A 17,241-nucleotide genomic window follows, 5' to 3' on the forward strand; every position below is an offset into this window, starting at 1 on the left:
TGTTAGCCAATTGCCATTAGAATCTAGTCATAGGGTAGCCTACTTGTGAACAGCTAACCTACCTGCTCAAGCAATTCAACGACGCTTTGCAATCGTTGTTTATCTTCTGTACCGTCTTTATTATTAAGGGTATTAGCAATATTATCAATCTTATTGCTATCGATCATATGATTTTTAATATTGCTATTGCGGGGATCACTAAGATTATAAGGAGATAATTGTGCATGTAATTTAACCACATCGCCCATTACCAATAATGCTGGCGTAGGCAATTTCGCAACAGCTTGCTGCGCGACAATACTTTCAAGTGTCCCAATTAAGGTTTTCTGAGTTGGCAAGCTGGCATGGCTAATAATTGCGAAAGGTGTACTTGGCGCACGTCCAGCTTCAATCAAGCCGTCTGTTAAGCTGGGCAGGCGGTGTAAGCCCATATAAAGTACAACCGTTTGCGTAGGGTCTAACATCTCTTTAAAATCCTCATTTGGGCTATGGGATCTTTTATACGCAGTGATAAATTTAACCGACTGAGCACAATCTCGATGGGTCAAAGGAATAGCAGTACTGCTAGAGGCAGCACTAGCAGCGGTAATACCCGGAATAGACTCAAAATAAATTCCATGCTGTACCACTGTCTGCAACTCCTCCCCACCCCGACCAAATATGAAAGGGTCGCCCCCTTTTAAACGTACCACACACCTACCAGCCTTGGCATGCTTAACCAATAACTGATTAATATCTTGTTGTGGCATCGCATGATTGTCTCGACGCTTACCGACAAATATTTTTCTAGCCCCTGCCGCACACATATCTAATATGTCTTCTGATACCAAGCTATCATATAGCACCACTTCTGCTTGCTGCATCACTCGATACGCTTTTAAGGTCAGTAGCTCAGGATCACCTGAACCTGCTCCAACCAAATAAACGGCCCCTTTTTCAGTCTGTTTGGGGAGCATATCACTGTACAGAGAGGGAAATAAGTCAGTTTTAACATTATTTGTAGTATAAGGTTTAGAGACCAAAAGAGCAGTAACCCCCGTATTCATAGAATACTGCTTATGCTCATTAACATCGTTATCGTTAGGGTTAACATCATTGTTCGATATCATTGCCATACTTTTTGTACGTATTGTAAAAGGTAGTGAAGAGAATGGGGTCATGCTTGGGCGCTCCTACGAATATTCAGAGTAAACGGATCTGAGTTTATGATGAATCGTACATGATTGGCTGTAACTGATCAGATCCTACGCAAAACTTATTTGTAATACCTATAGATTTTGGGACGCTAATTAGTTATTTGGCAGGGCTCGTTCAATTAGAAGTCAATTGATATGTCATAGTTGTTAAAAGTTATCAAAAAGCTATGATTTTAGAATGCCAGTGCTAAGCATACTGTTCAACAAGCGCATTGATTTGACCAACACAAGAACCACAGTTGGTTCCTGCTGCACATAACTTTCCGACACTTACAGCATCTGTACATTTATCTTTTTTAATAGCATTAACGATTATATTTTTACCAACGCCCATACAGGCGCATACGATAGGACCGGGGTCGACATAACCGCTAGCGGGGCGTCCAGCAAGTAGCCATTTAACCGACGGTACTTCACTCATATCAACAAAACAATTATTTAACCAATGGGTACTAGGCAACTGTCTATATTCAGGTGCAATATAAACCGCAAACAATAACCGAGAGATGGGGGTAGTCTGTACGTTATTTATAGCTTTAGTTGCATCGCTAACTAACTGGCTATTAATAGATGACTCTAGATTAGGAAAAGCATGGCTATTACAAGATTGGCTATTAGAAGACTGGCTACTGCTTATATCACTATCAAGATTGCCCTGCCGGCATACCACCAAACGTAACTCTCTAGCAACGCTATCAACCATAATACTGGTATCTAATAAATTTGGTTTAATCATGGCTTTACATACATCGGCTTGAGCGGAACTGGATATTATTTTATTGATAAAGCCTTGCCAAAATTCAGATTTTAACCAAGCAGTGCTCATGCTTTGTTGCGGCGTAGCAATATTAATTAGAATACTGTCTTGCTGCCGGCTAAGACTCCAGACTATATTAGGGTATTTAAAATGAGGCGTTGCATTGAATGGTTTTTTATCCTGAACTTCTTTTGAATTATTAGACATACCTTTTGCAGCAAAAAAACGCAATTGTACTAAAACAACGTCTAACCACTCAGGGTGCACTAAAATACGGCCGACTGTGTGCATTGCGATCGCTTCAACAGTCACGGCTGAGTTTTTAAGTTCAGGTTGCGATGAAATAGGGTCTATTTTATTAGGAATAACCACACCTACTCTGGAAAGATTGGCAAATGCTTCGCTCCAATGCATTGGCATAAAGGCATCGCCTTTTCGCACATTATCGCTAATGTCAACTTGAGCGATAACCTTATTAACATCAGTTAACTTTTTGTCTTTGGAATACGACTCAAAATGTACTTGCGGCACTATAGAGACAAAGTGTTCATTTGTTAACCCTAACTCCTGAGCATCCTCAGGATGCAGGGTGATCATAGGCATCGTTTTTTGTTGATTCAATTTTGGTGCTAGACCCGTTCGAGTCATGGTATGCCATTGATCACGCAGTCGACCAGTAATTAAACGCAAGTTTATTGAGCGACTATTAATAGTATTAAAATGTGGCCATTTAATATCAGTTAACCCATCATGAGCCATAGCATCGCGCGAAGGTTGACGTTTAAGCTTTGTTAATTGTTGATAATCTTCATAATCTTTGGGTAGAACCTGACGCTTATTCATTCTATTAGAGTAACGATGTATTGCTCCAGCGCCTTGTGGAGGCTCTATGCCAATAAATTTAGGCGCTGAATGCCTAAAACTCTTAGCAATAACGTTAATATGTTTACCACCCCATTGAAACGGCGACATCAGCTCATAGCTATTAGGCGTCAATTTAGCCATTGCAGCTATTGTAGTGGAAGCTAAAGTAGTCGAGGTTGGTGTAATGGAGGGTGTAATGAAAGATTTAATAGAGGAAGCTGTTTTTGCAGATGATTTGGGAGACTCAACGGGATCAGATCGATCGGACGAGTTACTCTCTACTAAGCGGCCTATCTCACTGGCTAAATCAAGATGTCTTGGATATTTGCTATTCTTATAACTGGTAAGTGCCACATGTTCATTAAAGATTTCACTTGGGTGCTCATAATCAAAACCTTTGAAACCCATTCGCTTTGCAACCTGCGATAAAATCCACCAATCAGGCTTGGCCTCGCCTACGGCAGGTAGAAAACTGCGTTGCCGAGAAATACAACGCTCAGAATTGGTAACGGTTCCCGACTTTTCTCCCCACCCTTGTGCCGGCAAAACGATATCCGCACACCGTATGGTGTCACTGTCTTTTGAACATTCTGAGACAATGACCAAATCACATTTAGCAAGGGCATGTCGAAATTTTTCAGCTTCTGGCAAGCTGACGACAGGATTGGTGGCTATAATCCAAATAGCTTTAATACGTCCGTCTAGTATGGCATCTGCGGCCTCACATGCGGTTACCCCTACATTGGAAGCTATCTTTTGCGGGGTTTGCCAGAACTGAGCAACTGCTTCACGATGCTCACTATTCGCTAAATCCAAATGCCCTGCAAGTAGGTTGGCGAGCGCCCCTACTTCACGCCCTCCCATAGCATTTGGCTGACCCGTCAGTGAAAAAGGAGATGCACCCTCAATGCCAATCCGTCCCGTGAATAGATGCGTATTAATAATGGCATTGACTTTGTCCGTACCACTGCTAGATTGATTAACACCCATACTAAAGGCTGTCACCGTTTTAGTAGTGTCAGCTACCATTTGATAAAACTGCTTAATCGTATCGGCGTCTACTTGGGTTGCTTTGACGACTGCTTCAATATCCCATGAGTCAGCCGCTCTTAATGCCGCTTCTATATTTTCGCACTTTGCGACGTAGTCATCATCTCGGCAACCACTTTCTTTAAGGTATTTAAGAAGCCCATTGTATAAATGCGTGTCAGTGCCTGGGGCGAGTGGCAGATGCAAGTCCGCAAATTCACAAGAATCGGTACGGCGTGGGTCGATGACGATGAGTTTTTTATTGGGGTTTTGCTGCTTGGCTTTTAAAAAGCGTCCAAATAAAACGGGATGACACCATGCCATATTTGAGCCGACAAGCACCAATAAATCGCAGCTTTCAAAATCAGTATAACTGCCAGGTACTAAATCTGCTCCGAAGGCACGTTTGTGTCCAGCCACAGCGGAAGACATGCAAAGACGCGAGTTTGAATCAATATTGTTACTCCCAATAAAGCCCTTAACAAACTTATTGGCCACATAATAATCTTCCGTTAATAACTGACCTGACACATACAACATCACACTGTCAGCACCATGTTCGGCAATGGTATCCGTTAATCGAACCGCAATATCTTCAAGGACAGTATCCCATTGTGACTGTTGACTAAAAACACCTTGTTTCTTTGATTTTGCTTGACGCATGGTATCCGCTTTAATGGCATCGAACGAGGATGGCATAGATAGGTGTTTATTTTGATAATAAGGGGTTGTTAAGCGGCGATCAGTGCCCAAAGTCTCTGCTAAATTGCTGCCCTTAGAGCACAATTTACCAAAATTGGCAGGATGCTCTGGATCGCCTTGTACATCAATATTACCCGTAACCGTGTTTACTGTCACTAATACACCGCAACCAACCCCACAATACGGACAAGTTGTCCGTACTTTATTTATGACGCTATCGTTTGAATTACCTGCAACTCTATCCTCACTAATCGTTAGTACAGGAATGACATCCATACGACTAAGCGTAGAATGCTTACCAGAAGCCTCGTTTAGAGAAATGGCTGTATTCAAGCTGTTTAAGCTATTTTGAGTTACATTAGTACTGTCATTGGTCATTGTGTACATATGTTTGTCATGCTTATTAGTGTGGATTGTTTTTTCGCTAATGTTGATAGTATTCTCACTCTTGCTGCAGTATGTATTTTCAATCTGTATATTATTAAAAAATAATGCCGATGCCTTTAGCACCTTCTATCTTTTTTACCTTCTATCTTCTTACCTTCTTTATTTAGACCTCTTTTAACAAGGATTAAAGAAGGTTCCCTCTTAATGTCATGTCCTAAGTTCTAAGGTGCTGTTAAAACCTAGTCCCTTACGCCATTAGTTTATTAGTTGCTCAGTGTGCTATTGCTTAGACTGTTATGATTTGAAGAATCACTACGTAATAAAGGGCTGATGGAATCCATTGAGCCATCCTCTATTATGTCCGTCTCAATGGTAACCGCAGCAGCCCCATTATCTATTTCATGTATAGAGTGAGAGCTTGCATCTAGCACTGATCCACAATAAGCGGCACCATAAATCAACGAGTCTTTAATATCAGATATGTCAATTTCATCATTTATCAGCTGACTATAAAAGTTTCCATCACTTGTTTCGCCGTACAATACCACCCCGATTAAGAAATTATTGCGTATATACAAACATTGATAATGATTGCTATTAAACTGACGATAGATAATTTTTTCGATGCCCTCCCTTTCAGTATCTTTAAACTGAATTTGTCCTGCAGAAAATACGGCTACTCCAGAGACTTTTAATTTTAAAGATAATGGCGCACTAACAAACGGTTGCCATTGCGACGGGCTCGCATGATGAATCATTACACTTTTTAAGGTTTCCACATGTTGATTAACTGAAGATACCATGCCAAAAAGCTCTTCATTAATTTCAACACACTCGCCAATGGCGTATACGTTGTCACAGCTAGTTCGCATATAGTTATCGACAACGATACCTCGATTCACTTCAATACCACTATCTTTTGCCAACTTGGTATTGGGTATAATACCGACTGCCATCACAATAAAATCGGCCTTAAGAGTGCGGCCATCTTTTAAGGTTAGCCCTGTGACCTCTCGTGTTTTGTTGATTTCGATGGCACTAGACATGGCTGATAGTTCCAGTCTTACCTGACGCTTAGTCAGCTCTTGTTGTAACATTACCGCCGCAGTTAAATCTAACTGACGATTTAAAACATAGCGATCTACATGTATCACACTCATCTTTGCGCCTTGTGACGCCAGAGCACAGGCTGCTTCTACCCCCAATACACCACCGCCAATAACAAGACCTTTCTTACCTTGTTTCGCATAGTCCCTGAGTACAGACATATCAGACACTTCACGAAATACGTGGACATTTTTAGCATCATGATTGGGTAACGGTATCACTCGAGCCTTAGATCCAGTTGCTAATATCAATTTGGCATAACTCAAGACTTGTCCATCGTTAAGTTTTAGCAGTTGCGAGTTGGTATCAATGTGATCAACACTAACACCTGACATTACCTTAATACCCAGACGTTCATATTCGCCTTTATCATATAAATAAGTATCATCAAACGCAGTCTCTCCTGCCAATACGGGCGACAACATAATACGGTTATAACCCACTTCTGGCTCTTTACTGATTAAGGTAATACGTACAGGTGTCTGTCTAGATTGGATAGATTGCCATGCAGTAGCAAGTTGTACAGCCAAACGGCTGCCTGCCATTCCCGCACCAACAATGACAACCTCCTCAAATGAGGATTGAAGTTGGTATAGAGAGGGTGATAAAGTTGATTTGCCATTTAATAAATGGGTGCGACATAATGACTGTGAATGAGCAATTATAGGATCTGACATAAAAGACCTTAGCCACTGATGCGGCGACTGAAATAGGCATTATCAATCAGTTTATAAACAACGCTGCTACCTTCAACAATATCTATGACAAAACTAGCTTGTGGGTAAATACTTGATTAATAAAAGTATAATAATGATACTTTGTATCAAGCAAATGCCATGCCATACCAATAATGGGTTTCGTTTAATCAGAGGTTGCGGATCAGATAATGACGCACTATTATCCGGATTAAAGTCTTGTAAAAACTCGCCAATTGCTTGATGACGTGCATTGGTATTACGATGAAGTGCCCTCAGTAACGCTTGCTGACTGGTCGCTGGCACCCGTTTTTTTTGTAGCAAGTCTGTAGGAACTATTAAGGCATCATGAGCACTCATTAACCTTTGAGAAGCAAAGGGACGCTCTCCAGTTAATAACTCAAAACCAATAACTGCAATTGAAAATAAATCAGAACTTACCCCTTTTGGTGCATCAGTGTAATATTCTGGTGCAGCATAGTGTAAATCTCCAACAGGGGGTCTGGTGTTGTCTCTTATTATAGAAGATGCGACAGATCCAAAATCAATGAGCTTTACCGCACCCGACTTTGTAAGTAATATGTTTTCTGGTTTGATATCTTGATGCAAGAGATAATTGCGATGCATAACCCGAACTGCCATGCCAATCTTAGTGAGTAAATCATACGTTTGCCATACATCACATGGGCCATTGCGCTCCATAAAAGCCCGTAAACTCTCCCCCTCGATATACTCGGTTAAATGATATAAATAAGTCGAACTTGCTGGTACTGGATAGTAGCGCAGCAATCCTGATTCGCTCAGCCCCGATCCTAATGGTACTTGGGTATTATTTTCGCTACTTTTTGGACTTTGATTTGGGTTGGCTTGATTGTAAGCGACTTCGCCTGCACGGCGGTGTTTTGAGAGACTAAGACCAATTTTTCGTTCTTTTAAAAAATCACGAAGATAATGGCCATCGTCAACTGTCATAAGACTAGGCGATTTTAAAGCATATTGATTCCCTACATTATCATGCACCAGATAGACTTCACTACGGGCTGTTCTTGCAATAATACTATCCACTATGAGACCATCGACTTGATCTCCTACCTCAAGCCCAGTAGGCAGTTGATAGCGAGTTGGCGCAATAGTAGAGTCAGAAAATAAACGCGCTTCCCTATCATTTAACGACCTATCATTTGATAAGGTAGTACTTCTATCCAGTTGAACACTGCTATACTTATCATCACTAAGACCATCATTATCATGCTCATTACGCGTATCATTATGCTTATCTGCGTCCATTTGCCTACTCTGGGTTAACATTAAGCCATCTATGTCATCGCTTATGTTTGATTTATCTTTATCTTTATCTTTAAGCACAGTTAAATCACTTTTATTAGTAAATACCGTTAAGTTATTTGGCTTATTGGAAGTCACTGTTTTTTCACTGTTTATTTTGAGTTGAGCTTTAGACTCGGTGTTTGGAGAAGGTGGCGCCCCAATACCTAGTATAATCATACTTAAGTTATCATTGCTTCCCTCAGTCAAGGCAATATGGCATAAATGGCGACTCAGCTGCCAGTGAGTTAATTGATTCCAATCTGGCGTGTTCTCTAAATGTGAGACTGCAGCGCTAAATTCAAACTGCATTTCAACGGGATCTATAAATTCATAGACACCATCAGTCATGAGTGCCAAGTATTCATTCTGATGTAGCGTAAATACCATTTGCTGTAAATCTAAACGGCTATCAGCCCCAATAGCAGCCGATAATGCCCCTTTGTCTTGCCCATGATGAATGCGATGATCCTCGGTAAGCACAGTCAAATTATCAGCGCCAACACGATAAATTCTTGAATCGCCAGTGTGAAACAGATGCACACGGTCGCCAATACAAAGCACGCCAGATATAGTGGCGAGCAAAGGCGGCACCCGCTGATAAGCTTGAGAGAAATACATGGAGTCGTTGGTTTTAATCAGGGCAGACTTAATAATCCCTGCAACACTATCATCATCTAAGATGACTTTATAAGCATCTTTTCCGAAATGACTGGATTCGATGACACTCTGTTGTTGTAATTTTTGTAGCCCTTCAATGATAGCTTCTACCGTTATTTCAACTGCTATTTGACTGGCCTGCTTAGGGAACTGGCAGGCACTTACTCCATCAGACAATACTGCCAATACAGGTAACTTACTGGAATCAATAGCTTTTTGAATATTATCAGCAGGGCTTTTATCAGTTAAAGAGTGGTAACATTGTTTAATATTGGTTTCATGATTAAGGTTACCCCTCTTACGAGGATAATTGTCAGTAATTCTGGAGTCAACATTATATTGATTAGAAGATTTGATTAACGGCGCAATTAGAGAGCTATTGCCCCGTACGTTATCTCTAATTTCAGTCTTATTACTAGCTTTTGGCAAATATCCTGTCAAACAAGTAGTAATAATCAGACTGTCCTGATTCTCAGACTTACGTCCTGCCATCGAATAAAAATCAAGCCACCAACTTGCATGTGAGACAAATTGGTGGCTTGATTTAATTTGAGACTGATTCTCACTCTGTTCAGCAAGGCCATTAATAATACTCAACTGTTTCTCCTGATAACACATTCATCCTAACGTTTAAGAATAGGTCTGCTCAGTGTTAAACCACTTAACAAAACCTGTTTTATTAAGGTAGAACCTGTATTCACAGCCTATAATTGGCTATTTTTAGCTAAAATACACCACTACTTGGTTAAAATTAGGATTAAATAGAATGACCATTCAATCCGAGCTTTTAACTTAATCGTGCCTCGTATTGACTCATTTTATTCTAAAAATCTCCTAAATTTAGCTTATGAATACAGGTTCTTAGTATTGTTAATAAATCAATGGCCCACTCTAATTTCAGCGAATGACCCATCTGGCATTTCTTCTAAGATAACTCCTGAGGGCTCTTTTAAGAGGAATAAAGCTAAGAAGCCGACAACTGCTGTCGCTGCAATGACCATAAAGAATACTTGATAACTTACTAAGCTCAGTACAGTGAGATAAACGACAGAACCCACATTACCATAAGCACCTGCCATACCCGCAAACTGGCCTGTCATGCTTCGCTTAATTAACGGTATGACTGCGAATACCGCACCTTCACCGGCCTGCACAAAGAATGAGCAGAACATCGTAATGATTAACGCTAAAAATATAGGCCATGAAGAATCCACTAATCCCATCAAGAAATAACCAATCGCTAATCCAGCCGTTAAAATAAGAAGCGTACTTTTACGACCAAATCTATCACTTAACCAACCGCCACCTGGGCGAGACATTAAGTTCATAAAGGCATAAGATGACGCTAATAAACCTGCAGCGACGACCGATACCTCAAAAGTTTCAAGGTAAAATAAAGGTAGCATAGAGACAACCGCTAACTCTGAACCAAAGGTAGCAAAATAAAGTATGTTTAGGACACCCACTTGTTTAAAATCGTAACGCTGTGCTTCAGGTATAGGGGTGGTAAATACGTCCTTATTAAAGCGATAGCTACTAATAAACTCATAGACATATAATAATGCTAAAGCGACATAGATAATATTGACCCAAAATTGGCTTAATAAGTTTACCCCTATTGGCGATAATTTCCATGCCAGCAGCGCTAGAGCAAAATACATGGGAATCTTAAACACCATCATTAACCAGAAGTCACCTGTTGAGGTCACTGTCATCGCACCATGTTTCTTAGGTTTAAAGTAAGTATGCCCCTTAGGTGTATCACGAACCTTCGCATAGAAAAGAATACTGTATAATGCCATTACTGCGCCAGAAGTCGCACAAGCATAACGCCAGCCTTCATCACCACCGAACCATGCCGCAAACCCAATTGCCATCGTCGGTAGTAACATTGCTGCGGCGGCCGAACCAAAGTTGCCCCAACCGCCATAAATACCTTCAGCAGTACCGAGTTCATTAGCAGGAAACCAATCACTCATTAAGCGAATACCGACTACGAAGCCGGCGCCAACAAAACCTAATATGAAACGTGATAAAGCTAAGGTCGTATAATCTTGCGCAAATGCGAAAGTAAAACACGGTATAGCGCCTAGCGCTAAGATACAGGTGTAGACAATTCGAGGGCCGAACCTATCGGTCAACATGCCGATAATGACCCGTGCTGGAATCGTTAAAGCAACATTTAGAATTAATAAGGTTTTAACTTGTTGTTTTGATAAGTTTAATGTGTCACCAATGGCTGACAAGAAAGGAGCATGGTTAAACCAGACAAAGAAGGTTAAGAAAAATGCCATCCAGCCTAAGTGGAGGATTTTATTTTTTCCGGCGAAAGATAAGATGTTCAACTTACCTTTACTTGGAGGGACGGTATTAGCTGATGACATACAGGCTTCCTTAAATCGAATGAGAAGTTATGATATGCAGCTTTGAATTTAGCTACACAATAGTTACCTTTTGTTAGTTAATCTAAATAAAAAATAACCTAAACAAACTTTATGAACAAATCAGTAACCTTGTTTTAAAGTTTGCAATCCCTATGCCACCCGCTTTTTTAATTGATGAATCACAATATCTAAACCCCTTCGTATGCTATATATAGTGCCTTCTCATAGTCCTTATTTATATTGCCTCCTGCCTCTATTTCTGGTTAATTAGTATGAAAAAAATTTTCGTAATCATCCTATCTAGAACCTATTCGCGAATGCATTCCTACTTATTGCATATAGTCTAAGCAGCTAATCTGAGTGCATGATTAAACTTTAATATTTCTCCTATACAGTATCTAGGTTTCGACAAGATTTATGCTCTTTATCAACCTGCTGATAACACCTATTTATATTAATCAGTAATACATTTATTACTAATCGTTATTGATAACGTCTATAGTTTGATATCAACTCAATAAAATGCACTTTAAAAGCGCAAAAGCACAGCTAAATACGAATTAAGCATCAATATAGTGCAATTAAACTATTGCCGATTCTTTTTTCCCTTTCTAACGTAAATTAATATAATTCCCTACCTTCTGACTGTACTATCATTTTTCCTCATGCTTTAAAACCCTTTATAAATAGGCCTAATACCTATTGACCAACTCCCTAATCTTATAATTTATCAGTGTTATGACAAACTGACTTTCATGACGGCCATTTCGCCTTTTATAACCACTGGCACGAATATTGAATGCAGTTAAGATAGGCACTAGGTAGCAAGCCTCCCTTTACCACTAGCCATTCATACAACAGGTCATTCCTTATCACAACCTAACCCTGACAACAAACTCCCCCTTAAGAGTTATTGAGCCTGCCACCTAACCTCTACCTAAAGGATATAAACATGAGTAAGGCAACTATGAGTAACACAGCAAATAATGAAGAGTCACAAGGCAAATTAATTATTGTCGGTAATGGAATGGTCGGCCATCATTTTATTGAAAAAGCAATTGAACTTGGCTTAAACAAACAATACGACATTCATGTATTTGCAGAAGAAGATCGTCCTGCCTATGATCGTGTTTATCTCTCAAGCTATTTTGAACACAAAGATGCCAGTAAACTAAACCTAGTCGACTTAGCAGATTATGAATCAGCAAACATTACGCTCCATCTGCAACAGCGCATTGTCGATATTGATAGTGACCGCAAAACCATTACTACCGCACAAGGTGATAAAGTAGATTATGCCAAGCTGGTATTAGCCACAGGCTCCTACCCCTTTGTTCCACCTATCGAAGGCAGAGACCATTCACATTGTCAGGTATATCGAACCATTGCTGACTTAAATAACATTTTAGAAGTAGCTGAGCAGCCAAATGTCAAGAAAGGCGTGGTGGTGGGGGGTGGTTTACTCGGTCTTGAAGCGGCTAAAGCATTGGTTACCCTTGGCCTTGAAACCTACGTAGTAGAATTTGCTCCACAGCTGATGGGGGTTCAGCTTGACCCTGCGGGCGGCGAAATACTTAAAAAGAAAATTGAGGCTTTAGGGGTTACCGTTTTAACAGGTAAAAACACCAAAGAGATTATTCATAATCGCCGTGTGTCACTTAACTACGATATTCACCAAAAAGACAAACAAGACGAAGTAAACCTAGTTAAAGAAACCTGTCTTACTATGCAATTTACCGACGGTACTGAGCTCGATACCGATATGATTGTATTTAGTGCCGGTATACGGCCACAAGATGCCATCATGAAAAATAATCCTGAGTGCGGCGTGCAGATAGGCGAACGTGGCGGCATATTAATTGACAACCATTGTCAGACTAACAATGGTGACATTTATGCCATTGGCGAATGTGCAGTTTGGGAAAATAAAATATTTGGTTTAGTTGCGCCTGGTTACACAATGGCAAGCATTTGTGCTGCTCAAATTGCCGGAGAGACTGACAAAACCTTCACTGGTGCTGACATGAGTACCAAGCTTAAATTGATGGGTGTTGACGTAGGCAGTATCGGTGATGCTCAAGGCAAAACTGAGGGTTGCCTAAGCTATGTTTATCAAAATCCCAATGAAGGCATTTATAAGAAATTGGTTACTAGTAGCGATAATAAAAAGCTACTGGGTGCGGTAATGGTTGGCGACACAGAAGATTATAACAACCTATTACAACTATTCTTAAATGATATAGACTTGCCCTTACATCCTGAAAGTTTAATTTTACCTAATGTCGAAAAACCGGCAATGGGTGTTGATAACCTACCCGATACCGCAACCATTTGTTCATGCTTCAATGTCAGCAAAGGCGCTATATGCAACGCCGTAGATAATGGCTCGTATTCTTTAATAGATGTGAAAAGTGAGACTAAAGCGGGCACAGGGTGTGGTGGCTGCGCGCCAATGGTAAAAGATATTCTAGCGTATCAGCTTACCGAACTTGGATTTGAAGTGAATAATAACTTATGTGAGCATTTTGATTACTCTCGTCAAGATTTATATAACTTGGTACGTGTGCATGGCTATAAGACCTTTGATGAGCTGCTGACAGGTCATGGTCATGGCCGCGGCTGTGAAATATGCAAGCCTGCTGTTGCCTCTATATTATCTTCTTGTTGGAACGACTATATATTAAAAACAGAACTAGCCCCTCTACAAGAGACTAATGATTACTACCTTGGTAATATTCAAAAAGATGGTACCTACTCTGTTGTACCCCGTGTGGCTGGCGGGGAAATAACGGCTGACAAGCTAATAGTATTAGGCCAAGTCGCCAAAGACTTTAACCTGTATACCAAAATTACAGGCGGTCAGCGTGTGGACTTATTTGGTGCTCGTCTTGAACAACTGCCAGATATCTGGGAACGCTTAGTCAATGCTGGCTTTGAAACAGGGCACGCCTATGGCAAATCGTTACGCACCGTTAAATCCTGCGTGGGTAATAACTGGTGCCGTTATGGAGTGGCTGACAGTGTTGGCCTAGCCCTAACGCTGGAAGACCGATATAAAGGCGTACGCTCACCGCATAAAATTAAAATGGGGGTATCAGGATGTACTCGTGAATGTGCCGAAGCCCAATCAAAAGACTTTGGGGTAATTGCTACCGAAAATGGCTGGAATCTTTATGTTGCCGGAAATGGCGGCATGGTGCCCCGTCATGGCGAGCTATTTGCTACTGACCTTGATACGGATACTCTAATTAAATATATCGACCGCATTACCATGTTTTACATCAAAACTGCCGATAAATTGCAACGCACCTCAAAATGGCGTGAAAGCTTGGATGGCGGTCTCGATTATTTACAACAGGTCATCATCGACGACAGCCTCGGCATCGCCCAAGAGCTTGAAGATCAAATGCAGCTCCTCGTTGACAACTATGTTTGCGAATGGAAGGCGACCATTACCGACAAAGAGAAACTCAAACGCTTTCGTCATTTTGTAAACAGTGAACTCGGTGATGACAACGTCGTATTTGTGACTGAGCGTAAGCAAATTCGCCCAGCTACTGAAACCGAAAGGAAAACACTGGAAGCAACGGTTTAATACGTCGTCACTAAGTTAAGTCACGTTATCTTATCACATTGCCTAACTATCCCACTGTTTAGGGCACTTATCCTCACATAACTTATTTTCATGCAACTTATTGTCATATATTAGATCCGGTGATAAGTTGCGCCTCCTATTGAACAACACACTATAAAGGACAGTCTTATGACCAATCAACTTATTTGTAAGCTTAATGACATTATCCCAGATGGCGGTGTTTGCGCCCTATTTGAAGGTAAACAAGTGGCTATATTTCGCACTAAAAATGACGAACTGTTTGCCATTGATAATTTTGATCCTTTTAGCAAAGCCAATGTGCTATCTCGAGGTCTAATTGGCAGCACTATGAATAAAATACAGCGTGAAGACGGAAGCATCGATAAGGGTGAGACCCTTTATGTCGCCTCTCCCATCTACAAACAACGCTTTGACTTGGCCACGGGTCAATGCTTAGATGATGACAGCGTTAAGCTAAGCATCTTCCCTGTTGCCCTTGAAGGAGATAGCGTGTTAATCAGTTTAAAAAATGAGGTGCCCGCTTAATAGTTTAAATAATGAATATTGAATCAAAGTAAGGTTTCAGTTTTAAAGTCTTGCTTATTTGAAAGCCCTAATATTTGAAGGTCACATTATTTCAAAGCTGGAGTGTTTAAAAGTACGATAATTTACTTATAGACCTTGATTTAGCTTAAGGTTAGCTTAGTATAATTACTATTTCATTAAATTAATCAAAAATGTCGAAAGATAGGGGTTTTGGGATAAAATTTAACTTTTTACCTACCTTCTACTACCTACCTTTAATTAGCATTTTTGATTTCATCTAACTGATATATTTAAGTATTATGATACGCTTATAATATTATATCTTTTAAAATTAAGGCGTTAATAATGAAAAGACGTGATTTTTTGAAGCTAAGTGGCCAAGTTACTCTAGCAAGTGCTGTCCTTACCCAACTGACTGCCTGCTTACCTGACATAGATGATTTAGGCTATGAGGGTGCTATGCCTTTTCTGCATAGTGTTGCTAGCGGCGACCCCTTATATGACAGAGTGATATTATGGACACGAATTACCAATGATGGCAGTATTGATGCCCCTGTTATTCCAGTAGGTTATGTGGTTGCAACCGATCCAGAATTTAAAAATGTCGTCGCAAAAGGTAAAACCACCGCCAGCCTTGAAACTGATTTTACGGTTAAGGTTGACCCTCTTCTGCCTGAAGCGAACACCACCTATTACTACGCCTTCGAAGCACTAGGATATATTTCTCCTGTAGGTCGAACTCGCACAATCCCTCATCCCGATACACCCGCTAATGAGGTTGAACGCATACGTTTGGCCGTCGTCTCATGCTCTAACTATGGCTTTGGCTACTTCAATGGCTATGCCGATATTGCCAGCCAACCTGATATAACCGCTGTCCTACATTTAGGTGATTATATCTACGAACATCAGCAAGGGTTTTACTGTGACCCTTTCCTCATTAGTAAACGACCCTTAGACCCTAAGCACGAGATTATTAGCTTAGAGGATTATCGTCGTCGATACGCCTGTTATCGCACCGATATTGATTTGCAAGAATGCCACCGTCAGCACCCCTTCATTGTTGTTTGGGATGATCATGAAATTGCAAATGACGCTTGGAAAGACGGTGCGCAAAATCACCAAGCAACAGAAGGCGATTATATAGAACGTAAAATGGCAGCGGTTCGCGCCTATCATGAATGGATGCCTATTCGCAGTGATACCAGCAATGAACTCGACCCCCAGCTCCGTATCTATAGGCGCTTTGAATTTGGCAAGCTCTTTGATTTAAACATGCTTGATACTCGTATTTTTGGCCGTCAAAAGCCTGATGCGGCAGCCAGTAACGAGCCAGAACGACAACTGTTAGGGCTTGAGCAAGAAAACTGGCTTTATCTAAATCTTTTAAAGAGTAAACATCGAGGGTCAACTTGGCAGGTCTTGGGTCAGCAAATTATTCTTGCGCCCTTCAAAGGCAGTTCTGCCACCTTTTCTAGTGATTTATGGAATGGTTATGCCAGCGCTCGTAAGCGACTGCTAGATTTTATTGACATTAATAAAATTAACAACACCGTAGTTATAACCGGTGATTATCACGCTTCATTCGCGTTTGATATATGCCAAGATCCCTTTAATAAACAAACGTATAACTCAGATACAGGTAAAGGCTCAATTGCGGTAGAGTTTGTCTGCCCCGCCCTCACTTCAGGCACCTTTCCTGAAATTGCCGGCCCCCTACTCAACCCGCATCAAAAGTTTAATAACCAATTTGACCATGGCTATATGCTTCTTGATATTACCGAACAAAAATTCCAATGTGAATGGTATTTCGTGAGGACCCTAATTCGCCGCAATGCCAATTGCTATTATGCCAAAGGGTTGTACACGCAGGTTGATACCAATCATCTGATCGAAGGTCAACAAACAGCGCCGATGTTTAACCCACCTTCGCTATCGCCGAGCAAAAGAGCAGTCGGTATTAAAAAGTCTCAGCTGTCTTAGAGTGATGAGCCGT

At 40.8% G+C, this 17,241-nt stretch carries 8 protein-coding genes; 3 read left to right on the forward strand and 5 right to left on the reverse strand.

From position 1 onward, the window contains the following. Positions 1–53 precede the first annotated feature (53 nt). From cobA to AC2SLN_RS06895, 5 genes are all read right to left on the reverse strand, one after another. A complete protein-coding gene (cobA, locus tag AC2SLN_RS06875) occupies positions 54–1,160 on the reverse strand; it encodes a uroporphyrinogen-III C-methyltransferase (protein ID WP_486550672.1) in 1,107 nt (368 codons plus the stop codon). Positions 1,161–1,383: 223 nt separating this feature from the next. Beyond that, positions 1,384–4,935: a molybdopterin-dependent oxidoreductase gene (locus tag AC2SLN_RS06880; RefSeq protein WP_486550670.1), complete on the reverse strand. Its 3,552-nt coding sequence runs from the start codon at positions 4,933–4,935 to the stop codon at positions 1,384–1,386. 263 nt (positions 4,936–5,198) lie between these two features. Further along, positions 5,199–6,719, reverse strand: a complete 1,521-nt coding sequence (locus AC2SLN_RS06885; protein WP_486550668.1) for an NAD(P)/FAD-dependent oxidoreductase — start codon at positions 6,717–6,719, stop codon at positions 5,199–5,201. A gap of 93 nt (positions 6,720–6,812) precedes the next feature. Then, positions 6,813–9,212: a bifunctional protein-serine/threonine kinase/phosphatase gene (locus tag AC2SLN_RS06890; protein WP_486550679.1), complete on the reverse strand. Its 2,400-nt coding sequence runs from the start codon at positions 9,210–9,212 to the stop codon at positions 6,813–6,815. A gap of 386 nt (positions 9,213–9,598) precedes the next feature. Further along, positions 9,599–11,104: a NarK family nitrate/nitrite MFS transporter gene (locus AC2SLN_RS06895; RefSeq protein WP_486550666.1), complete on the reverse strand. Its 1,506-nt coding sequence runs from the start codon at positions 11,102–11,104 to the stop codon at positions 9,599–9,601. A 952-nt stretch (positions 11,105–12,056) separates the two neighbouring features. Here AC2SLN_RS06895 and nirB point away from each other — a divergent pair. The 3 genes from nirB to AC2SLN_RS06910 all read left to right on the forward strand — a co-directional run bounded on the left by nirB (position 12,057) and on the right by AC2SLN_RS06910 (position 17,228). Next, the gene (gene nirB / locus AC2SLN_RS06900) at positions 12,057–14,699 is read left to right on the forward strand and encodes a nitrite reductase large subunit NirB (RefSeq protein ID WP_486550664.1); all 2,643 of its coding nucleotides are present in this window, start codon (positions 12,057–12,059) and stop codon (positions 14,697–14,699) included. 168 nt (positions 14,700–14,867) lie between these two features. Continuing rightward, a complete protein-coding gene (nirD, locus tag AC2SLN_RS06905) occupies positions 14,868–15,245 on the forward strand; it encodes a nitrite reductase small subunit NirD (protein ID WP_486550662.1) in 378 nt (125 codons plus the stop codon). A gap of 345 nt (positions 15,246–15,590) precedes the next feature. Continuing rightward, positions 15,591–17,228 (forward strand): alkaline phosphatase D family protein, encoded by a 1,638-nt coding sequence (locus AC2SLN_RS06910; protein WP_486550660.1) that lies wholly within the window; start codon positions 15,591–15,593, stop codon positions 17,226–17,228. Positions 17,229–17,241 lie beyond the last annotated feature (13 nt).

Source organism: Psychrobacter sp. CX90 (assembly GCF_057396305.2).